This window comes from Fluviicola taffensis DSM 16823, from assembly GCF_000194605.1.
Taxonomy (GTDB): domain Bacteria; phylum Bacteroidota; class Bacteroidia; order Flavobacteriales_D; family Crocinitomicaceae; genus Fluviicola; species Fluviicola taffensis.
Genome location: NC_015321.1, coordinates 2,479,363 through 2,502,088, shown reverse-complemented (window position 1 = coordinate 2,502,088; position 22,726 = coordinate 2,479,363). Strand labels below are relative to the sequence as shown.

General features: G+C 37.1%; 20 protein-coding genes and 5 tRNA genes. 2 read left to right on the top strand and 23 right to left on the bottom strand.

Features of this window, described 5'->3' with window-relative positions; all coding sequences use genetic code 11:
• Positions 1 to 56 precede the first annotated feature (56 nt).
• From FLUTA_RS10890 to FLUTA_RS10855, 8 genes are all read right to left on the bottom strand, one after another.
• Positions 57 to 350 (bottom strand): cell division protein ZapA, encoded by a 294-nt coding sequence (locus tag FLUTA_RS10890; protein WP_013686928.1) that lies wholly within the window; start codon positions 348 to 350, stop codon positions 57 to 59.
• Positions 343 to 654: a hypothetical protein gene (locus FLUTA_RS10885; RefSeq protein WP_013686927.1), complete on the bottom strand. Its 312-nt coding sequence runs from the start codon at positions 652 to 654 to the stop codon at positions 343 to 345. Before FLUTA_RS10885 ends, FLUTA_RS10890 begins: the two co-directional genes overlap by 8 nt.
• Before the next feature lie 222 nt (positions 655 to 876).
• Positions 877 to 1,965 carry a glycosyltransferase gene (locus FLUTA_RS10880; RefSeq protein WP_013686926.1) on the bottom strand — a complete coding sequence of 363 codons (1,089 nt, stop codon included), beginning with the start codon at positions 1,963 to 1,965 and terminating at the stop codon, positions 877 to 879.
• A gap of 209 nt (positions 1,966 to 2,174) precedes the next feature.
• A complete protein-coding gene (locus FLUTA_RS10875) occupies positions 2,175 to 3,257 on the bottom strand; it encodes a glycosyltransferase family 4 protein (protein WP_013686925.1) in 1,083 nt (360 codons plus the stop codon).
• Between the two features lie 99 nt (positions 3,258 to 3,356).
• A complete protein-coding gene (locus tag FLUTA_RS10870) occupies positions 3,357 to 4,274 on the bottom strand; it encodes a glycosyltransferase family 2 protein (protein ID WP_013686924.1) in 918 nt (305 codons plus the stop codon).
• Positions 4,240 to 5,538: an O-antigen ligase family protein gene (locus FLUTA_RS10865; RefSeq protein WP_013686923.1), complete on the bottom strand. Its 1,299-nt coding sequence runs from the start codon at positions 5,536 to 5,538 to the stop codon at positions 4,240 to 4,242. Before FLUTA_RS10865 ends, FLUTA_RS10870 begins: the two co-directional genes overlap by 35 nt.
• Positions 5,535 to 6,767 (bottom strand): oligosaccharide flippase family protein, encoded by a 1,233-nt coding sequence (locus FLUTA_RS10860; protein ID WP_043023779.1) that lies wholly within the window; start codon positions 6,765 to 6,767, stop codon positions 5,535 to 5,537. Before FLUTA_RS10860 ends, FLUTA_RS10865 begins: the two co-directional genes overlap by 4 nt.
• A 96-nt stretch (positions 6,768 to 6,863) precedes the next feature.
• A complete protein-coding gene (locus FLUTA_RS10855; protein ID WP_013686921.1) occupies positions 6,864 to 7,172 on the bottom strand; it encodes a DUF3467 domain-containing protein in 309 nt (102 codons plus the stop codon).
• Positions 7,173 to 7,239: 67 nt separating this feature from the next.
• On the opposite strand from FLUTA_RS10855, the gene FLUTA_RS10850 reads away from it, so the two are divergent.
• Both FLUTA_RS10850 and FLUTA_RS10845 read left to right on the top strand, forming a co-directional pair.
• Positions 7,240 to 8,121 (top strand): DMT family transporter, encoded by an 882-nt coding sequence (locus FLUTA_RS10850; RefSeq protein WP_013686920.1) that lies wholly within the window; start codon positions 7,240 to 7,242, stop codon positions 8,119 to 8,121.
• 77 nt (positions 8,122 to 8,198) lie between these two features.
• The gene (locus tag FLUTA_RS10845) at positions 8,199 to 9,137 is read left to right on the top strand and encodes a hypothetical protein (RefSeq protein WP_013686919.1); all 939 of its coding nucleotides are present in this window, start codon (positions 8,199 to 8,201) and stop codon (positions 9,135 to 9,137) included.
• A gap of 90 nt (positions 9,138 to 9,227) precedes the next feature.
• On the opposite strand, the gene FLUTA_RS10840 is transcribed toward FLUTA_RS10845, so the two are convergent.
• From FLUTA_RS10840 to FLUTA_RS10770, 15 genes are all read right to left on the bottom strand, one after another.
• Positions 9,228 to 9,626 (bottom strand): T9SS type A sorting domain-containing protein, encoded by a 399-nt coding sequence (locus FLUTA_RS10840; RefSeq protein ID WP_013686918.1) that lies wholly within the window; start codon positions 9,624 to 9,626, stop codon positions 9,228 to 9,230.
• A 31-nt stretch (positions 9,627 to 9,657) separates the two neighbouring features.
• A complete protein-coding gene (rpoC, locus tag FLUTA_RS10835) occupies positions 9,658 to 13,938 on the bottom strand; it encodes a DNA-directed RNA polymerase subunit beta' (RefSeq protein WP_013686917.1) in 4,281 nt (1,426 codons plus the stop codon).
• 49 nt (positions 13,939 to 13,987) lie between these two features.
• The gene (gene rpoB, locus FLUTA_RS10830; RefSeq protein ID WP_013686916.1) at positions 13,988 to 17,800 is read right to left on the bottom strand and encodes a DNA-directed RNA polymerase subunit beta; all 3,813 of its coding nucleotides are present in this window, start codon (positions 17,798 to 17,800) and stop codon (positions 13,988 to 13,990) included.
• Positions 17,801 to 17,915: 115 nt separating this feature from the next.
• Positions 17,916 to 18,293: a 50S ribosomal protein L7/L12 gene (rplL, locus tag FLUTA_RS10825; RefSeq protein ID WP_013686915.1), complete on the bottom strand. Its 378-nt coding sequence runs from the start codon at positions 18,291 to 18,293 to the stop codon at positions 17,916 to 17,918.
• Between the two features lie 71 nt (positions 18,294 to 18,364).
• Positions 18,365 to 18,886: a 50S ribosomal protein L10 gene (rplJ, locus tag FLUTA_RS10820; protein WP_013686914.1), complete on the bottom strand. Its 522-nt coding sequence runs from the start codon at positions 18,884 to 18,886 to the stop codon at positions 18,365 to 18,367.
• 11 nt (positions 18,887 to 18,897) lie between these two features.
• Complete coding sequence (gene rplA / locus FLUTA_RS10815) at positions 18,898 to 19,593, bottom strand: 50S ribosomal protein L1 (RefSeq protein ID WP_013686913.1); 696 nt, start codon at positions 19,591 to 19,593, stop codon at positions 18,898 to 18,900.
• 11 nt (positions 19,594 to 19,604) lie between these two features.
• Entirely contained in the window at positions 19,605 to 20,051 is a 447-nt protein-coding gene (gene rplK / locus FLUTA_RS10810) for a 50S ribosomal protein L11 (protein ID WP_013686912.1), read from the bottom strand.
• A gap of 82 nt (positions 20,052 to 20,133) precedes the next feature.
• A complete protein-coding gene (gene nusG / locus FLUTA_RS10805) occupies positions 20,134 to 20,685 on the bottom strand; it encodes a transcription termination/antitermination protein NusG (RefSeq protein ID WP_013686911.1) in 552 nt (183 codons plus the stop codon).
• Positions 20,686 to 20,693: 8 nt separating this feature from the next.
• Positions 20,694 to 20,915: a preprotein translocase subunit SecE gene (gene secE / locus FLUTA_RS10800; protein ID WP_013686910.1), complete on the bottom strand. Its 222-nt coding sequence runs from the start codon at positions 20,913 to 20,915 to the stop codon at positions 20,694 to 20,696.
• A gap of 19 nt (positions 20,916 to 20,934) precedes the next feature.
• Positions 20,935 to 21,007 (bottom strand) — tRNA-Trp (locus FLUTA_RS10795).
• Between the two features lie 56 nt (positions 21,008 to 21,063).
• A complete protein-coding gene (gene tuf, locus FLUTA_RS10790) occupies positions 21,064 to 22,254 on the bottom strand; it encodes an elongation factor Tu (RefSeq protein ID WP_013686909.1) in 1,191 nt (396 codons plus the stop codon).
• Positions 22,255 to 22,341: 87 nt separating this feature from the next.
• A tRNA-Thr gene (locus FLUTA_RS10785) sits at positions 22,342 to 22,413 on the bottom strand.
• Between the two features lie 23 nt (positions 22,414 to 22,436).
• A tRNA-Gly gene (locus tag FLUTA_RS10780) sits at positions 22,437 to 22,509 on the bottom strand.
• A gap of 22 nt (positions 22,510 to 22,531) precedes the next feature.
• A tRNA-Tyr gene (locus FLUTA_RS10775) sits at positions 22,532 to 22,613 on the bottom strand.
• A gap of 13 nt (positions 22,614 to 22,626) precedes the next feature.
• Positions 22,627 to 22,700 (bottom strand) — tRNA-Thr (locus tag FLUTA_RS10770).
• Positions 22,701 to 22,726: the final 26 nt, after the last annotated feature.

The following is a 22,726-nucleotide window of genomic DNA, read 5'->3' as shown; positions in this document are numbered from 1 at the left end:
CACAGCTTACGGATATGTTACGTAAACAAGTGAGAAAAAGACCAGCTATAAAGCAATTAATTCAATGCATCCAAATCATCGGAAAGTGCTTTCAATGCAGCCGTAGCTTCAGAGAAATCAGCTTGAGGAGCTGCGCCAGTTATAGGTGCTTTACCTCCTCTTGTAGACAATTGTAAGGCGGTCATCGCCAACAAGTCTTGCATATCACGAACAGCAAAATTATCTTGTAATTGTTTGATGGCTTTATTGATATCATCTGCTGCACGCTGTACCTTTTCAACTTCCGATTCTTGGACAGTTAATGGATACGTGCGACCAGCAACAACTACTTTTAAAGATACTTTACTCATTCGCTATTTTTAATTGTTGAATGCAGAAATCAATCTCCTTCACAAGCACATCAATTTCAACTCCATTTGCTGAAACAGGTGTTACTTGAACTTGTTCACGCGCTTGGTTCAATTCTGAATTCAAACTTTGGAGCTCTTCCTCCATTGTCTTTTTCTGATTTTGATACTCAGAAACCTCAGCATTCAGACGATTAATTTCATCAGTCATAGAACGAACACGTTCTCTTTCAGTCACCAACGATTGGTGTAACTGACGAGATTTCGCGCCAATATGTTCAATTAAAGATTTCAACTCAGACGTCATCCAATAAGCGTTTGTACAAAAATAACAGGTAAAACCAATTCTACAACAATTTTACAGGAAGTTGTGAACAGTTTTTTTGCGATAAATCAAAATAAGGGGGTTATTCTTAGAAAATGTTGATTGAAACAAATCACTATTTACAAAAATAGTTAGATCCATTTCTATCCTTTTGGATTCAATTCGATGGTGTTGTTTAAAGACACTATCTATTCAAGAATGCTTTTAACGGAAAGCACCCTTCTTTTTGAGCAATTCGGCATACTTCTCTTCCACTACCTTCATATTATTTGACCAGATTCCTTTTTCTTCAAATATTTGTTGATTAACTGGAGAAGCCTTAGACTGAAGCTCTAGATGATTCAAATACACTTTTCGAATTTTATCTGCTAAATTTTCCACATCATTTGTTTCCACTAGAAAGCCATTAAATCCATCCTTTACCCAAGGAAGGTTTGCTGGCAAATTAGTCACGATGCAAAACACATCACATCCAATTGCTTCGTTTAAAGAATTACTGCTTCCATCGGAAAGGGAAACTGAAACATATAAATGAGAATCCTTCAGAACCTTTGCAACATCCTCTTGATTCATTCTCCCTTTGAAAAAAACGACGTTTTCAATTCCTAAGTCTGCAGACAAATCCTCCAATTTCTCTTTCAAACTACCAGATCCAAATAAATTCACATGCAGATTAGGAATCTCCTCATGCAAAATTTTAATTGCGTGTAATAAATGTGGAATATTGTAAACCTCTTCAAAATTTCGAGTACTCGTAATTACAAATTTATCTTTGGATAGCTCTTTACCTTTTGCATTGAAAATAGCTGGATCTACGCCAAAAGGAAGGATTGTTACTTTTGACATATCCACTCCAATTTCACGAGTAGATTCCTTCATTTGTTCGGACATTACGATAATCCATTTTGCCCTTTTAAATGCAAATCGAAGTGCTTTTCGAATATTTGATGAAGACTTGCTGCTTATTAGTATATCTGAACCAAGAGCACTTATAACATAATTTCTATGTCCCGCTAGTGCGCCTGTAACTCCATAACTTGTTGCATAAAGCGCATGAAAAATATCAGGATTTATTTTTTTCAACAATTTTCTTACTTTCCAAAAACGAGTGATTAAATGCCAATTGCCTCCAGCAACTTTGATTCTCCCTCCATCAACTACATGAATATGAATATTTGGAATTGCAGTAATTGAAAACGTAATCAAATGTACTTCATAGCCTAACGAATAAAAATATTCGCACCACCTGATTGTATGAATGCTTTCACCGTCTGCAAAAAAACAAATCTTCATAAATTGATGCGTGAATCCGTACTATTGAAATTTAAATACTTGACAAGTTAACTCTTGACAAGACTAAATTAGCTATTAATTAGTTATCTGAAAACAAATTATTCTTTTCAAAGCCATACTTTATCTTTTGAGATCTGGTTTTACCTCAGTGCTTGAAATGTATCGTTGACAATCAAATATACTATTCAGCATTTAATGAACTTGAATTCTTAGTGGTTAATCATTTCCAGATATTTTTGCTCAATAACCTTCATGTTTTTCGTCCAAATGCCTTTCTCTTCAATGATTTTCTTATTGAAAGGAATTGCTTTCCCTTGCAAAGTTTCATAATTAGAATACACTTCTAAAATTCGATTTGCCAAGCCTTCTACGTCATTAATTTGAACCAAAAATCCATTTTCCCCATCCTGTATCCATTGTCGATTGGCAGGAATGTCAGTCGCAATACAAAAAGCACCGCAAGCCATTGCTTCATTTAGAGAAATATTGTTCCCATCTGATTGTGAAACAGAAACAAAAACATGAGATTGATTTAAGGTTTCTGCAATTTGAAATTGATTCACTTTCCCCCAGAAGGTAACTTGTTTGGACAAATTCAATTTGGTGTTTAAATCTTCCAACTTTTCTTGTAAACTACCCGACCCCATGATATTTACCCTGAGATTAGGAACTTTATCTTTTATTAAAGCTAACGCGTTTAAGAGATGTGGAATGTTATAAATTTGCTCCAAATTCCGTGTACTCGTAATAACAAATTCATCTGCCATTAGCGCTCTTGAATTAGAGTTAAACACATCGGGATTAATGCCAAATGGAACGATTGAAACCTTTGACATATTTGTTCCGATTTCTTGAGCAACATCCCTCATTTCTGGCGACATAACAGTAATCCATTTCGCCTTTCGAAAGGCAAACTGAATGGCTTTTTTATAGAGGAATGAATTCCTAACACTCACCAATAAATCTGACCCCAATGCCGTTATTATGTAGTTTTCATGTCCAACAAGCGCACCCGTTACCCCATAGCTAGTCGCATAAAGCGCATGGAAAATATCTGGATTAATTTGTCTAACTAATCTCTTAATTTTCCGGAAATGTGTCAGTAAATGCCAGTTCCCTCCCGAAACTTTTACGTTCCCTGAGTTTACAATATGTAAATGAATGTTTGGATAATCATCCTTTGAAACGTGAGCGAATGTTATCAGATGAACTTCATACCCTAATGAACTGAAATGATTGCACCATCTAATCGTATGATAACTTTCTCCAAAAGCAAAATAACAAATTTTCATACTCACAATTACTCCAATGCTTTTTCTAATCAAATACCCAACGAAGCTTCACGAAGTTACCTAATATATTGAAAATAATTGTGTAAATTAAATGTGTGACTAGGTAATTCCATTCGGCGGATTGAATACTCTCGGAATTGTATAGATATACGCTTTTAATTTTAAGTAATAGATTCTCTTAAACGGGGAAAGTAATCCGAAAACAATAATCTTAGAAAAGACGAGTGCCAAACTGATACAAACAATGATGAAGGTTGCAAATTTGGAGTGATGCTTTCTAAAAAACTTCACTTTATTATAAACCTGATTAGAGATTGAAATATTGTAATTTTTTTTTGCGCTTTGTCCAATATGGTGGATAATACGGGTTTCTGGAAAATACAAACATTTGAAATGATGATGATTTGCTCTCCAACAAAACTCGACATCTTCAATCCAAAACATCGTTTCATCTAAAGTTCCAATATTATCCAAAAGTTCCTTTCTAAAAAATAAAGCAGCACCAGAAAAAGTTTCTCCTTCAAAAATTTCATCGAAATTTTTATCCTGGTAATTTTTCTTTTTCAAGAAAGGTCTAAGGTAAAATGATTCACAAAACACAGAAGTAATCGATGGATATCTCCAAGTACTTTGTTGCAAGCTTCCATCCGTATTCATTAATTTGGGTGCAAGCAACATTGCTTCTGGATGATTATCCAAATAATTCAGCATTCTATCAATGGAATTTTCGGTGAATTCAGTATCTGGATTTAGCATAAAGATATAATCACCTGTCGCGATTTCAAATCCTTGGTTATTTCCTTTCGGAAATCCTGCATTATACTTATTTTCAAGTAATATCACTTGAGGAAATTCTTTTTTAATCGCCAAACAAGAATCATCAGCCGAATGATTATCAACAACAATAACCTCTACATTTTCTGAAGCGTTAAACTTGTATAGCGTTCTTAGACTTGTGAGAATTAAGTCTTTTACATTATAATTAACAATTACTACTGAAACCTTCTTTATTAGCATGTTTTTTTTGTTTCAATTTCAATACAAATAGCCCCAGTAAAAACCAATACAAATAGCTAAACAAATAAAAATCCAATGCATTGCTTGTAATATTTACCAAGCCTGTGGCAACAAAAATGGTAAAAATCACACTACCGATATCAAATACTTTTTTTCTGAAAGCACGAATCATCGTAATGAAGAACATGAGCGCCATACCCAAATACAAAATTAATGCAGTAATTCCTGTTTCAAGCATTAATTTGAAGTACCAACCATCTGTTGAGGTAAATGAAACACCTGGAGTATTCCGTGGAAACAGTTGTACCGCGACATGCCCAGCTTTGCCTAAACCTAACCCAGTTAAATTGTCATCAGCAGTATGAACTACGTCGTTCCATAATTCCACCCTTGTATTTGCAATATCAAGACTTACGGTTTGCTTGGATGAAAGGAAAAACCATTCGAATATTTCTGTGAACTTTGGGACAAACAGATACAAAGAAATAAACTCTAAGAGGAGAATACCTGCGATTATTAGTTTAAAGCGGAGGTTTATACCAATGATAAATAATATCAAAAGGGCAAAGAAAGAAGCAATGATTGGCCCTCTTGATACGCTAAAGAAAACAGCATTTAAAGTTATCAGTAAAAAAAGTAAAGCTAATTTATTTCCCGTTTTCAAATACCGATACGTCCAAAAACAAAAGGCACATAACATGAGTACTGCAAACACAACTGGAGTCCAAATAACGGAAGTCATGCGCACAAAATTTATTGCTGATGCCACAATTGGTTGGTTGGTTGACAACTTGTGAAAATAAAGTTGAACATTCGGAAAAAAGAATTGCAATAAAAATCCAAGCGCTGCCACCAATACCAAAACTCTAAAAAATCCAAGAAAAATTCGTTCGACATCTACTTTTTTATCCCAATAATAGGAAGTTACAAAGTAAGCAAGCATGGGTAAATAAGTTAATCGAAAGCCATATATACTGGCTTTAAAATCATGTGCGATATAAAATCCTACTAGGACATTGAATAAGAAATAAATAAGAACCAATTTGTCTAGCCAATGAATATCCCGATTTTTATCCTTTAGGAAAGCAAACAGAAACCAACCTAAAATGAATGCAAACAAAATTTCGGGAATTAATCCAACGAGTAAACGTACACCTGTTACATGTCCAGAACCTAATATAAGAAGCCTAGCTGTTGGAAAAAACACCAATAGGCTTAAGAAAATACTTAGCTGATTCGATTTAAGATAATTATAAACCTTCATTTTTTATTGGTGTGAATAGATAATGTTGTATCATAGAATTTAGATATTCGAATTATCCAGATAATAAGTACGAATATAAGTAAAACTTGTAAAGTTGAAAGTGTCAACAGAATTGTTCCTAAATTATATTGAAGAGATGAACCAAGGATGAAAAGAAGAAAAATACAACTATTACTTACAATAGAGAATCCCAACAAAACATGATGTCTATTAAATATGAGTGGAATTTGAGAAAGTGGTGCCCGAATAAAATCAATACAAACCCAAGCTGCCAAATATTGAGCATAGATCCCTGATCCTTCCCATGTTTTTCCATAAACAAATGAAAACAATTGTGGCCCTAAGAATACTAAACCGATAAAAACGGGAGCAATAATTAAACAACTCATTTTCAATGTTTTTTTCACAAGGGGAAACAATTTTTCATTTTGATGTATTAATGAATTTGCTTCTTGATAAAAAACTTGAGCAATTGAACTTCCAATGAATCCCATTGGTAAAAACAGAATTCGAATTGCTAATGAAAAAATACCGACATAGTAATCGCCAAAATAAAATGCAATTACATAAATCAACCCATTAATTTGCAAGGCATCTAATAGCGATTGAAAAGAGTTTATCAGTGGAAAACGGGCATATTTTTTTCCGACATAACGCATTCTTTTAAAGGAAATTCCTTTCGAAATCAAGCGGAAATCAGCCCTTATTTGATAAATAGCTACAAAGAGGGAAATAACACTAGAACTAAGGTATGCAACTAAAATCCCATTCAAGGGAAACTTAGCTAAGCTTGTGGAGATTGAAAATACATTATTTAATAACGACTGTGATATACGGAAATTAGCAATTTCTCGATACCTTTTTCTGCGATTATTCCAAGCAATAAATGACTGACTTGTTCCGACGATAAAAACAAAAATAGGTAATAGATAATACCAGACACCCAATTTATCTCCCCATCCAAGTACTGATAAAACGAATAAAGCACCGTAAAAAGTGATTGCAAAACCAATATTCACCAAAATAGAAAGCCCTAATAAATTAACGGCATCTACATTTCGCTTAGGAACTAATAGAGCAACATCGTATTTACCACCAGCAACTAAAGCTATCACACCATAAATGGAACTTACCAATGCGAAAAAACCCCACTCTTCCTGAGTGAACATCCGTTGCACAATTGGTGAAAAGGCAATAGTCAGTAACTGAGCTATCACCGTTCCTGTCATTAATTTCAGAATATTCTTTATGAATTCAGACCGATTTTTGAGATTCAGCTTACCGACCAATTTATTCTGATTAATTAATAATTATACTTAAAAAAATTATGCCTGGTTCGTCGTTCCACCAAAATTCATCGGAGGAAAAGGAGGTGTATCAACATCATTAATTACTCCATTCACTTGCTCATATTTTTGAACATTTTCTGCCAATGCGCGCATCAAACGTTTTGCATTTTGTGGAGACATAATTACACGAGAACGCACTTTCGCTTTGGGCATTCCAGGCATCATTTGAACGAAATCAGCTACAAATTCAGCTTGTGAATGTGTGATAATAGCCAAATTAGAATAGACTCCTTCAGCCAATTCTTCGTTTAACTCGATGTTTATTTGATTGTCATTATTTTCCATAAGACGAAAATACAAAAGCTTTCTTGAATTTAACGAAACATCTTTCGATATTGACTAATTTTGCCCCATGAATGAAAAACAGAATCCGCAATCCATGCTGACTATCGTCATGGTTTTTAGCATGATTATTTGGGGAATCAGTTGGCCATCGAATAAGGTTTTAACCACTTTTGGTTCTGCCGCTGACCTCGGATTTTTTCGATACGGATTCGTAATTATCAGTTTGATTTTACTCCTAATTCTACTCAAAACCAAACTCGTCATTTCCAAAAAAGGCATCCCATTTTTACTCATTTCTGGACTTCTCATGGCAACGTACAACTATACTTTTTTGGGTGGTTTAAAAAATGGAAGTCCCGGAGCTGGCGGAATTTTAGTTACCACTTTAAATCCTGTAATGGCTTATGGTCTTGGAATGCTTATTGATTGGAAGAAACCAACTCGAAATGAATCTATCGGGTTATTATTCGGAATAATTGCCGGTTTAACGCTCTTAAAAGTTTGGGGAAACGAGGATATTTTTGCAAAACCTGGAAATCTTTACTTTCTATTGAGTGCCCTCATTTGGTCTGTTATGAGCAAATTTACATCGAAATCTGCGAAATACGGATCTCCGTTTGCCTTTACTTGGTGGATGTATGTTGTGACGTTTATTTGTATTGTTCCATTTTGCGACTTTTCAGCAATTAATGGACTTCTTAAAACAACAGACATCCGCTTCTGGGGGAATGTGCTCTTTTCAAGTGTCATCACAACAACTTTAGCAACTACCACTTACTTTTTTGCTACATCTAAAATAGGTGCTGAAAAAGCCAGTAGCTTCATTTTTATTGTTCCCTTTAGTGCTGCGGTTTTTTCATTTGCAATACTCGGTGAACAATTAGAAATCCATACATTAATTGGAGGTCTATTGGGAATTTCTGCGGTGTATATGATTAACAAAAAGTAACGTTCTTGTTCAGAATTCGTTAGAAGTATATTAATCCTTTTATTTTCTATACTTTAGTCATTCGAAAACTTCAAAAAATGAAAAAACTTGCTCTTCTATTACTTCTTATATCAGCAATTTCTGTTGGATGTAAGAAAAAAGGTTGCACGGATTCAACGGCAACAAATTACAACTCTAAAGCTACTAAAGACGACGGAAGCTGTACATATCCAGAGGAAGAAACTGGACCTTATTTGATAATTAAATTGCATTTTGACTCTTTGGCTCCTCGATTAGATAATTTTGGAAATCCAACTACCATTCCTGCAAATCACGGAGCTCAATCTCCTATATTTTATGGAATGAGTGCGCATTACATTGAATTTGCTCAAAGTGCAATGACTCAGTTAGGTGGTGGCGACATTTTGTACCATGGGGCTGAAACAACTGCTGGAGGAAACAATGCAGTTGATTTTAGTAAAGCAATTATCAAAGGAGATAATGAAGTATTCTTAAAAATCCCATTGAAAAACATCAATCCAGACTCTTATAACTGGGTACGCATGTCTTTAACTTACCAAAACTATGCTTTAGACTACCGATACAGCGGTGTTAATTATAATGGTAGGTTAGCTTCATTTGTTGGATTCAATACGTATATTACGAACTACAAAGTTTGGAATCAAACAGTAACGCTTGATGCGAACAAATCGCAAGGTTACTGGGCTTTTGAAAATTTAGGAATGGTATTCCAAGGTCAGGCACCAGCAACTACAGTACCAAATCCTTTGTTTGCTACATCACCAGTTCCTGCAGGATCTTGTGTTGTTACAGGGCAGTTTGACACTCCATTTACCATTACAGGAAATGAAACACAAGATATTACTTGTGTGATGTCTCTATCCACAAATAATAGTTTTGAATGGTACGATGTAAATGGTGATAATAAATACGAACCGCTTTTATCAAATGGAGATGTGAATGATTATCCAACAGATATGGGATTAAGAGGTTTGAAACCGATTATCGTTCCATAAGGAAATTGATTCAGTGATCATTGATAATAAAAAATCCCCGTTTACCTGAGTAAGCGGGGATTTTTAGTTTATTCTTTTTACATCATCGTTTCAAAATCGAAGCACTTTCGAATTCTGATTTAAAGACAATAGATATACTCCGTTATCCAGTTCTGAAATCGAAATCTTTGATTGAATGTCAGATAAGGTGAGTTTCTTTACCAATTTACCATGAATATCATAAATTGCTAACTCTTGGACTAATGACAGATCATTTCCAGAAAGTGCTACAAAATCTGTTGAAGGATTAGGACTTAAACCTATATTCCGTAGCTTATTTTCTGTCATTTCTAGATCACATATATAACTCCAAGGGGTTTCTTGTCCTGATACTATTTGTGCACCATCTTCACGATAATAGAACTGATCTGCAACAAATTCCAATTTTTGAAAATTCAATAAACCTCTATAAGTATTAAAAATGAAAAAATCCCTCTCAGCTTCAGCCAAGAGGGATTTCTATTTTTTAGACTATTAATTCTTAAGAAATCGCGTCCAATTCTTCTTTGTTTGCAACAATGACTTTTTGGAAACGACGTACACCAGTACCAGCTGGAATTAAGTGACCAACAATTACGTTTTCTTTCAAACCTAATAAATGATCTTCTTTTCCAGAGATTGCAGCCTCGTTCAATACTTTTGTTGTTTCCTGGAAGGAAGCAGCAGAAATAAATGATTGTGTCTGCAATGAAGCACGTGTAATACCTTGTAACAATGGTGTTGAAGTTGCAGGAACTGCATCACGAGATTCTACCAATTGCTTGTCAGCACGTTTCAATTGTGAGTTTTCATCACGCAATTTACGAGCAGAAACAATTTGACCAGCTTTCAACGTAGAAGATTCTCCAGCGTCAACAACGACCTTCATTCCATAGATAGAATCATTTTCTTCCATGAAATCAGCTTTGTGAATCGACTGTCCCTCTAAGAAACGAGTATCCCCAGCATCAATGATTTCTACTTTCAACATCATCTGACGAACGATTACTTCGAAATGTTTATCGTTAATTTTTACCCCTTGTAAACGGTAAACCTCTTGGATTTCATTTACGATGTACTCTTGTACTTTCGTTGGACCTTGGATATTCAAGATATCATTCGGTGTTGTTGCTCCATCTGATAAAGATTGACCAGCACGAACGAAATCATTTTCTTGTACCAAGATATGTTTAGATAGTGGAACCAAGTATTTACGAACATCTCCATTTTTAGAAGTCACTTGAATTTCACGGTTACCACGTTTAATTTTACCAAACTCAACAATACCATCAATTTCAGAAACAACTGCAGGATTTGAAGGGTTACGCGCTTCGAATAATTCCGTTACACGTGGAAGACCTCCAGTGATATCCCCTGTTTTACCAGCTACACGTGGAATTTTAACCAAGATAACTCCTAATTCAGCTTTATCACCTTCGTTTACAGAAATATGTGAGTCAACTGGAATGTTATACTCGCGTAATACTTCTTTCGTTTTAGGATCAATAATGTGAATCGCAGGGTTTTTCTTTTTATCGCGAGATTCAATGATTACTTTTTCAGTAAATCCTGTTTGCTCATCGACTTCCTCGCGGTAAGTAACACCGTCAATTATATTTTCAAATACTACTTTTCCAGAAACCTCTGAAATGATTACCGCATTGTACGGATCCCACTTACAGATAACGTCTCCTTTTTTCACTGAAATGTTATTCTCAATCATCATTTCAGATCCGTAAGGAATGTTTGAAGTCATTAATACAACTCCAGTTTTTGGATCAGATATTTTCAATTCACCTGAACGACCAACAACAATAATCTTTTCAGTTCCATCAGAACCTTTACGAGAAATTGTTCTTAACTCATCGATTTCTAATTTCCCAGAAGATTTTGCTTTCAAATCGGATACATCAGCGATGTTAGATGCAGTACCCCCAACGTGGAATGTACGCAATGTTAACTGTGTTCCTGGCTCACCAATTGATTGAGCAGCAACTACACCAACAGCATCACCATCTTGTGCAGGGCGGTGAGTTGCCAAGTTACGTCCGTAACATTTAGAACAAACTCCACGACGCATTTCACAAGTCAATACCGAACGGATCTCAACTTCTTCAATACCTGCTTTTTCGATTTCATCGGCAACTGTATCAGTAATCAACTCACCCGCCTCAACAATTAATTGCTCAGTTTCTGGGTGGAAAATATCGTGTACAGATGTTCTTCCTAAAATACGGTCGATCAATGGCTCAACGATCTCATCATTTTTCTTCAATGATGTTGCAACCAAACCTCTTAAAGTACCACAATCCATTACGTTAATAACAACGTCTTGTGCTACGTCAACCAAACGACGAGTTAAGTAACCCGCATCCGCCGTTTTCAATGCTGTATCGGCCAAACCTTTACGTGCACCGTGAGTAGAAATAAAGTACTCCAAAATCGAAAGACCTTCTTTAAAGTTAGAAAGAATCGGATTCTCGATAATTTCTTGCGCAGAAGCTCCAGATTTTTGAGGTTTTGCCATCAAACCACGCATACCAGACAACTGACGAATTTGTTCTTTCGAACCACGAGCTCCAGAGTCAAACATCATATAGATAGAGTTGAATCCTTGATCATCATTCTTCAATTGCTCCATCAACGTGTTTGTCAATCGAGAGTTTGTATGTGTCCAAATATCAATAATTTGGTTGTAACGTTCGTTATTTGTGATAAGACCCATGTTATAATTGGCCATTACCTCTTTCACTTCAGTTTCTGCTTTCGCAACCAAAATTTCTTTTTCTTTCGGGATAATGATGTGATCCAAGTTGAATGATAATCCACCTCTGAATGCCATACCGTATCCTAATTCTTTGATATCATCTAGGAACTTAGCTGTTTTAGCTGTTCCACATATTTTCAATACATGTCCGATAATATCTCGAAGCGCTTTCTTAGTTAAGACATCATTAATGAATCCAACCTCTCTTGGAACAACTTCGTTGAATAATACCCGACCACAAGTCGTATCAATCATCATTAAAGCTGGTACACCATCTGCGTTTAAATCGTAAGATTTCACTTTGATTGGCGCATGCATATCCAATTTCCCTTCGTTATTCGCAATGATAACTTCTTCTGGAGAATAGAAAATACTTCCTTCACCTTTTACCTTATGTTCTGGGGTACTTGTACGCATCTTCGTGATGTAGTAAAGACCCAAAACCATATCCTGAGAAGGTACCGCAATTGGTGCTCCATTCGCAGGGTTCAAAATGTTGTGAGAAGCAAGCATCAACAATTGAGCTTCCAAAATTGCAGCGTTACCTAAAGGTAAGTGAACTGCCATCTGGTCACCATCGAAATCGGCGTTGAATGCTGTTGTTACCAACGGGTGCAAACGAATCGCTTTTCCTTCGATTAATTTTGGTTGAAATGCTTGAATACCTAAACGGTGAAGCGTAGGAGCACGGTTTAATAAAACTGGATGTCCTTTCAATACACTTTCTAAGATATCCCAAACAACTGGCTCTTTGCGGTCAACGATTTTCTTTGCAGATTTAACCGTTTTCACAATACCACGTTCAATCATCTTACGAATAATAAACGGTTTGTAAAGCTCTGCAGCCATGTCTTTTGGTAAACCACACTCGTGTAATTTCAAATCTGGACCAACAACAATTACTGAACGCGCAGAGTAGTCAACACGTTTACCCAATAAGTTTTGACGGAAACGTCCTTGTTTACCTTTCAATGAATCAGAAAGGGATTTCAATGGACGATTTGATTCTGTTTTAACAGCAGAAGCTTTACGAGAGTTGTCGAACAATGAGTCAACAGCTTCTTGTAACATACGCTTCTCATTACGCAAAATTACCTCTGGAGCTTTGATCTCGATCAAACGCTTCAAACGGTTATTACGGATAATCACACGACGGTAAAGGTCGTTCAAATCCGATGTTGCGAAACGTCCACCATCCAACGGAACTAGAGGGCGTAATTCTGGTGGAATAACCGGAACTACTTTCACAATCATCCACTCAGGACGATTGTCAATACGCGTTTGAGATTCACGCATTGCCTCCACAACTTGAAGTCTTTTTAGAGCTTCGTGTTTACGTTGAACAGAAGTTTCTGTGTTTGCTTGGTGACGCAATTTGTAAGATAAATCTTCCAAATTCAATTTACGTAACAAGTCATACAAAGCCTCCGCACCCATCTTCGCGATGAATTTGTTTGGATCTGTATCTTCCAAATATTGGTTTTCTCTTGGCAAAGTATCCAAGATATCTAAGTACTCTTCTTCTGTCAAGAACTCCTTTTCAGTAAGTGCACTACCATCTAAATTATTAGCGATACCAACTTGAATAACTACGTAGCGCTCGTAATAAATGATTTGATCCAATTTTTTGGTTGGCAATCCCAATAAATAACCAATTTTATTTGGTAATGAACGGAAATACCAGATGTGTGCAACAGGAACAACCAAAGAGATATGTCCCATACGCTCACGACGTACTTTTTTCTCAGTTACTTCAACACCACAACGGTCACAAACAATCCCTTTGTATCGGATACGTTTGTACTTACCACAATGACATTCGTAATCTTTTACTGGTCCGAAGATGCGTTCACAGAACAATCCATCTCTTTCCGGTTTGTATGTACGATAGTTAATTGTCTCAGGCTTGAGCACTTCTCCGCTTGATTGATCACGGATCACCTCAGGAGAAGCCAACGAGATCGTAATCTTATTGAAACTACTTTGTTTTTTCGGTGTTTCTTTTCTGTAAGCCATGTTATAACTTTCTTTAATTCAATTTGACAATTTGTTTCCTAATAAGATCTTAATCCATTGACACATTCAATCCAAGACCTCTTAATTCATGCAACAATACGTTGAATGATTCTGGAATTCCTGGCTCTGGAATGTTATCCCCTTTAACGATCGCTTCGTATGCTTTCGCACGTCCCATCACGTCATCGGATTTAACTGTCAAGATTTCTTGTAGGATATTAGCTGCACCAAATGCTTCCAATGCCCAAACCTCCATCTCACCAAAACGCTGACCTCCGAATTGAGCTTTACCACCCAATGGTTGTTGTGTAATTAATGAGTATGGTCCGATTGAACGAGCATGCATTTTATCATCAACCATGTGAGATAATTTCAACATGTAAATGATACCAACTGTTGCTGGTTGGTGGAAACGATCTCCCGTTCCTCCATCGTACAAGTAAGTTTTACCTGAACGTGGAACACCTGCTTTGTCTGTCCATTCGTTGATTTCTTCTGGTTTAGCACCATCAAAAATTGGTGTAGCGAATTTCACTCCTAATTTTTGACCAGCCCAACCAAGTACAGTTTCATAAATCTGACCTAAGTTCATACGAGAAGGTACCCCCAATGGATTCAATACGATATCTACTGGTGTTCCGTCTTCCAAGAATGGCATGTCTTCAGCACGAACGATATTTGCAACAATACCTTTGTTACCATGACGTCCAGCCATTTTATCACCTACTTTCAACTTACGTTTCTGAGCAACATAAACTTTCGCCATTTTAACGATTCCTGCAGGAAGTTCATCTCCAACTGAAATATGGAATTTCTTACGTTTGTAGATTCCCAACAAATCATTTGCTTTAATCGTAAAGTTATGCAACAAACGACTAATCAAAGCATTGATATGCGCTTCTGCAGTCCAACTTGTAGGATTAACGATTGTATAATCAATCACCAACAAATTTTTATGCGTAAACTTCGTACCTTTTTTAATGATTTCTTCTTTGAAATTATTAAAAACTCCAGCAGATTTTGTTTCACCTAAGATGGTCATCAATTTATCTGCTAATTTTTCTTTCAAATCAGCATAATCTCTATCGTATTCAGTATCCAAAACTTCCAAAACTGGTTTGTCCTGAGCTTTTGATTTACGATCCTTGATTGCACGAGAGAACAATTTTTTCTGGATAACAACTCCACGTAATGACGGACCAGCTTTTAAAGAAGCGTCTTTTACATCACCTGCTTTGTCACCAAAGATTGCACGCAATAATTTCTCTTCTGGAGATGGATCAGTTTCACCTTTTGGAGTAATTTTTCCAATTAGGATATCACCTTCTTTAATTTCAGCTCCAATACGAATCAAACCATTTTCATCCAAATCTTTTGTTGCTTCTTCAGAAACATTCGGAATATCAGAAGTTAATTCTTCCATTCCACGTTTCGTATCACGAACATCTAATGAATATTCATCGATATGAATGGATGTGAAAATATCATCACGTACAACACGCTCAGAAATCACAATTGCATCCTCGAAGTTATACCCTTTCCAAGGCATAAAGGCAACTTTCAAGTTTTGACCTAAAGCCAACTCTCCACCTTGCGTAGCATAACCTTCACAAAGAACCTGACCGAAATCAATACGGTCACCTTTGCGTACAATTGGCTTCAAGTTTATCGTTGTACTCTGGTTTGTTTTTTGGAATTTCGTTAAAGAATAACGAATAACTTCGCTATCAAAACTTACCAATTTGTCATCAGCAGACCAGTCGTAACGAATCACGATTTCATTTGCATCAACATATTCAACTGTTCCAGGACCTTCAGCATTAATTAACACACGAGAATCACGCGCAACCAATTGCTCAATTCCAGTACCAACTACTGGAGATTGTGGTTTCAACAATGGAACAGCTTGACGCTGCATGTTGGATCCCATCAAGGCACGGTTGGCATCATCATGCTCCAAGAAAGGAATCGAAGATGCTGCAATCGAAGCAATCTGGTTAGCACCAACATCCATTAAATGCAAATCTTTTGGTTGAACAACCGGGAAGTCACCTTCGAAACGAGCTTTCACTACATTTGAAAGGAAATTTCCTTTTTCATCCACAATTGCATTTGCTTGAGCAATCATTTTTTCATCTTCTTCTTCAGCAGATAAATAAATAGGCTCAGAAGTTGTATCTACTTTACCATTCGATACCGAACGGTAAGGAGTTTCGATAAATCCTAGTTTATTTACTTTCGCAAATACACATAGAGATGAGATCAAACCAATGTTTGGTCCCTCTGGCGTTTCAATCGTACACAAACGACCGTAGTGCGTGTAGTGAACGTCACGTACCTCAAAACCTGCTCTTTCACGAGAAAGTCCACCTGGTCCTAATGCAGACAAACGACGCTTGTGAGTTACCTCAGAAAGCGGGTTGGTCTGATCCATAAATTGAGACAACTGGTTAGTTCCGAAGAACGAATTGATAACGGAAGACAAGGTTTTCGCGTTAATCAAATCGATTGGAGTAAAGACCTCGTTGTCACGAACGTTCATACGTTCACGAATAGTACGAGCCATACGAGCCAAACCAACACCAAATTGAGCATATAATTGTTCCCCAACTGTACGAACACGACGATTTGACAAGTGGTCAATGTCATCCACATCCGCTTTCGAGTTGATTAGTTCAATCAAATACTTAATAATCGAAAGGATATCATTTTTAGTTAAAACGCGAGACTCTTCCGAGTTATCGATATTCAACTTTTTATTCATTCTATAACGACCTACTTCACCTAAATCATAACGTGCATCTGAGAAGAATAATTTCTCGAAAACACCTTTTGCTGTTTCATAATCTGGTGGTTCAGCATTACGCAACTGACGGTAAATATGCTCAACAGCTTCTTTTTCAGAATTTGAAGTATCTTTTTGAAGCGTGTTGTAAATAATTGTATAATCAGCTGAATTAGCATCCTCTTTGTGGAAAATTACTGTTTTCACTCCAGCGTCGATTACTAAATCAACATGGTGTTCTTCCAATACTGTTTCACGGTCAAGGATTACTTCATTACGTTCGATAGATACTACTTCTCCTGTATCTTCATCTCCAAAGTCCTCAATCCAAGACTTCAATACACGAGCTGCCAGTCTTCTACCAACACATTTTTTCAAATTAGCTTTATTAGCTTTCACTTCGTCAGCTAATCCGAATATTTCTAGAATATCTTTATCTGTTTCATATCCAATCGCACGGAATAATGTTGTAACAGGTAATTTTTTCTTACGATCGATGTAAGCATACATTACGCTGTTAATATCCGTTGCGAATTCGATCCAAGATCCTTTAAAAGGAATCACACGCGCAGAGTACAATTTTGTACCATTTGCGTGACGGCTTTGACCGAAGAATACCCCTGGAGAACGGTGTAACTGAGATACAATAACACGCTCAGCACCATTGATTACGAAAGAACCTTTTGGCGTCATGTATGGAATCGTACCTAAGTATACATCCTGCACGATAGTTTCAAAATCTTCGTGTTCAGGGTCTGTACAATATAATTTTAGTTTAGCTTTTAGTGGAACACTATAAGTTAAACCTCTTTCGATACACTCGTCAATAGTGTAACGGGGTGGGTCGATGAAATAATCAAGGAACTCCAACACGAATTGATTTCGTGTGTCAGTAATTGGGAAATTTTCCGCAAATACCTTGAACAATCCTTCGCTTTCACGATTTTCAGGTGTTGTTTCCAATTGGAAAAACTCCTGGAAGGATTTAAGCTGAATATCCAGAAAATCTGGATAAGCGAACTGATTTTTGCTAGAAGCAAAATTAATTCTCGTTGATGTATTGCTTGTTGTTGCCAAGGCGAAATAAATTTAATTGAGAAAAGGACTTTAAAATTGGCTAAACGCCGAAAAACAGGTTAAGGCATCCCGACATTTCGTCGGGACACCTTTCCTGGCAATTTTTTGTAACTAATTACTTGATCTCTACTTCAGCACCCGCTTCTTCAAGCTGAGTTTTCAAAGCAGCAGCTTCGTCTTTAGAAACACCTTCTTTCAATGTAGCAGGAGCTCCGTCAACTAAGTCTTTAGACTCTTTCAATCCGTTACCAGTTAATTCTTTAACCAACTTAACTACAGCAAGTTTGTTAGCACCACCAGCTTTCAAGATTACATCGAATTCTGTTTGTTCAGCAGCAGCTTCACCAGCTCCAGCACCACCACCAGCTACCATTACTGCAGCAGCAGCAGCAGGCTCAATACCGTACTCGTCTTTCAAGATTGTTGCTAACTCGTTAACTTCTTTTACTGTAAGGTTAACCAATGTTTCTGCGATTTGTTTTAAATCAGCCATTTTTATAAATTTTAAAAAAGGTTCTTAATAATTTTTTTACTTGTGCCTTCGCTGAAGCTTCAGCGCAAGCGTTATGCTCTTTCTTCGAGCGTTTTAAGGATTCCAGCAATTTTAGATCCACCACTTGTAAGACCAGAAATAACATTTTTCGCTGGGCTTTGTAGTAATCCGATGATGTCACCAATTAATTCTTCACGAGACTTGATTGCTTCTAACGTATCCAATTGGTTATCACCAATAAAGATTGCTTCTTCAATATAAGCTCCTTTAAGAACAGGCTTATCATTTTTCTTACGGAAATCTTTAATCAATTTTGCAGGGGCATTTCCTACTTCAGCAAACATGATAGATGTTGGACCGCTTAACACAGATGCTAAGTTATCGTAATTTCTACCTTCAACCTTAGCCATTGCTTTAGCCAACAATGTATTCTTAACTACACGTAGTTCGATACCTTGTTGAAAACAACGACGGCGTAATTGGTTGATTGTTTCAACTGTAAGAGATGCTGTATCTGCAAGATAGAAGATGTTTGCTTTCGATAAATCTTGAGCAAGATCTTCAATGTACTGTGCTTTTTGATCTTTATTCATACTTCAAGATTTTAAGCTACAACAGATTTAGCATCAATTTGGATACTTGGAGACATTGTAGAGCTGATATAGATACTTTTAATGTAAGTACCTTTTGCAGCAGATGGTTTCAATTTGATTAATTGTTGGATTAATTCATTTGCATTCTCACGAATTTTAGCTCCTTCGAAGCTAGCTTTCCCTACTGATGAGTGAATATTACCAAATTTATCAACTTTGAAATCAATTTTACCTGCTTTCACTTCTTCAACAGCTTTACCAACTTCCATTGTTACAGTACCTGTTTTTGGGTTTGGCATTAAACCACGAGGTCCTAAGATACGTCCTAGAGCTCCTACTTTACCCATCACTGAAGGCATTGTAATAATTACGTCGATGTCTGTCCAACCACCTTTGATTTTCTCAATGAATTCATCCAATCCAACGAATTCAGCACCTGCTGCTTTTGCTTCAGCTTCTTTGTCTGGAGTACAAAGTACTAGTACTCGTACGTCCTTACCTGTTCCGTGAGGCAATGCAACTGTACCACGAACCATTTGGTTCGCTTTACGTGGATCTACACCTAAGCGTACAGAAATGTCTACTGATGCATCGAACTTAGTAGTTGTAATGTTTTTTACTAAATCACACGCTTCTACCAAGGTGTAAGTTTTAGTCAAATCATACTTTGCTAAAACTTCTTTTCTTTTTTTAGAAATTCTTCCCATGATACTCGCGATTATTTAGTTGCGGGAGCTTCACCTCCTTTAACAGTTACACCCATACTACGTGCTGTACCAGCTACCATAGTCATAGCTGAATCAACAGTAAAACAATTCATATCTGGCATTTTATCTTCTGCGATAGCACGAACTTGATCCCAAGTCATTGTACCAACTTTGCTTTTATTAGGCTCAGAAGAACCTTTTTTAAGCTTAACAGTGTCGATAATTTGCACAGCTGCTGGAGGAGTTTTGATGACGAAATCAAATGATTTGTCACTGTAAACAGTAATCACACATGGTAATACCTTTCCTGGCTTATCTTGCGTACGAGCATTATACTGCTTGCAAAATTCCATAATGTTGACCCCTTTTGCACCAAGTGCAGGACCAACTGGAGGAGCTGGATTGGCTTGACCACCTTTGATCTGTAATTTGATCAATGCTGCTACTTCTTTAGCCATTGTTTATTTAAATTATGCAGTCATAACGTGGGAATTAAAGGGAAGCTTTAATCAATAAACCCACTGCTGCGGTTAATACATGTTATCCTTCTTTTTCGACTTGCATGTAGCTAAGCTCCAAAAGATTCTTACGACCGAAGATTTTAACCATTACTTTCAGTTTCTTCTTGTCTTCATTGATTTCATCAACAACTCCTGAGAAGTTATTGAAAGGTCCATCAATCACCTTAACCGATTCTCCGATAACAAATGGGATTTTCAATTCCTCTTCTGTTTCAGACAATTCGTCTACTTTTCCTAAGATTCTATTTACTTCGGATAAACGCATTGGTTGTGGGTCTCCCCCTTTTTCAGCACCTAAGAATCCAATTACATTTGGAATTCCTTTAATTACGTGAGGAACCTCACCTAACAATGCCGCTTCAATCAATACATATCCTGGTAAATATGCTTTTTCCTTTGAGATTTTCTTTCCATTACGGATTTGAAAAACTTTCTCAGTTGGAATCAATACTTGAGACACATAATCATCCAGTTTCAGGCGAGAAATTTCAAGATCCAAATATTCTTTAACCTTTTTCTCTTTTCCACTCACTGCACGTACTACGTACCAACGTTTTTTAATATCTCCCATTTTTATAATTAAAAGAAAGAATAGATAAATCCAATCGCACCCTTCCATGCAGAAGTGGTAGTTCCTGTGATTCCAAAAACAGTATCCATAGCGAAGACCAACAATGCAAAAATCACAGATGCAATAACCACAATCAGTGAATTGCTCTGTAATTCCTTCCACGTCGGCCACGTAACGTTCTGAGTCATCTCAGTAATTGTTTCGCTAAAATAATTTCTAAACTTTGACATGGTCAATTTATTTTATTTGCACGGGCGGTAGGATTCGAACCCACGACCAATGGTTTTGGAGACCACTACTCTACCAGCTGAGCTACGCCCGTGTAAAAAGGGTTAGAAAAAATTCTAACCCTTTTGTTTTATTATTTTTTCAGTCTAATTAAGCTGAGATAAGCTCTGTAACTTGACCAGCACCTACAGTTCTACCACCCTCACGGATTGCAAAACGTAAACCTTTGTCCATTGCTACAGGAACGATCAACTTAACAGTAATTGTTACGTTATCACCTGGCATAACCATCTCACGTCCGTCTGTCAAGAAAATCTCTCCAGTAACGTCAGTTGTACGGAAGTAAAACTGAGGACGGTATCTGTTATGGAATGGAGTGTGACGTCCACCTTCTTCTTTTTTCAATACGTAGATTTCAGCTTTGAAATCAGCGTGTGGTTTAACAGAACCTGGTTTACAGATTACCATTCCACGTTTGATTTGAGATTTCTCAATACCACGTAATAAAAGACCAACGTTGTCACCTGCTTCACCTCTATCCAAGATTTTGCGGAACATCTCAACCCCAGTTACAGTAGAAGTCAATTTCTCTTCACCCATCCCTAAGATCTCAACTGGATCTCCAGAGTTAATAACACCTGTTTCGATACGTCCTGTTGCTACTGTACCACGACCTGTAATCGTAAATACATCTTCAACTGGCATCAAGAAAGGCTTATCAACATCACGTGGAGGCAATTCGATATAAGTATCAACCGCATCCATTAATTCGTCGATTTTAGCAACCCACTCAGCTTCTCCGTTCAATGCACCTAATGCAGAACCTTGAATAACTGGAGCATTGTCACCATCATAGTCATAGAAAGACAACAATTCACGAACTTCCATTTCAACTAGTTCTAACAACTCAGCGTCATCAACCATATCCACTTTATTCATGAATACAACTAAACGAGGAACACCAACTTGTTTTCCTAATAGGATATGCTCACGAGTTTGAGGCATTGGACCATCAGTTGCAGCAACAACCAAGATAGCACCATCCATCTGAGCAGCACCAGTAACCATGTTCTTTACGTAATCCGCGTGACCTGGACAGTCAACGTGTGCGTAGTGACGGTTAAGAGTTTCGTACTCGATGTGTGATGTGTTAATAGTAATACCACGCTCTTTTTCTTCAGGAGCGTTGTCAATAGAAGAGAAATCACGAACCGCAGCCAATCCCTTAGAAGCTAACACGCTAGAGATTGCAGCTGTTAACGTAGTCTTACCATGGTCAACGTGCCCGATAGTCCCGATGTTAACGTGCGGTTTGGAACGATTAAAATTTTCCTTAGCCATTTGTTTTTATTTGTTACGTAGTTAATAAACCTTTTTCTTACTAATACAAAATTTCACCCATATAACGTAATGAGTGAATCCCTGCAGAGCCAATGACGAGAATTGAACTCGTGACCTCTTCCTTACCAAGAAAGCGCTCTACCCCTGAGCTACACCGGCCTATCCTTTTTATATCGTAATTGAGCGGGAGACGAGATTCGAACTCGCGACCCTCAGCTTGGAAGGCTGACGCTCTACCAACTGAGCTACTCCCGCTTATTATATTCTTTACTTTGTGTGGGAGTGGCTGGACTCGAACCAGCGATACCGTAAGGTGATAGATTTACAGTCTACTGCAATAGCCACTATGCGACACTCCCATCCTTTAATGCGAGCCGGTGGAGGGACTCGAACCCCCGACCTGCTGATTACAAATCAGCTGCTCTAGCCAGCTGAGCTACACCGGCATTAAAGTTTTGGTAATAAATACGAT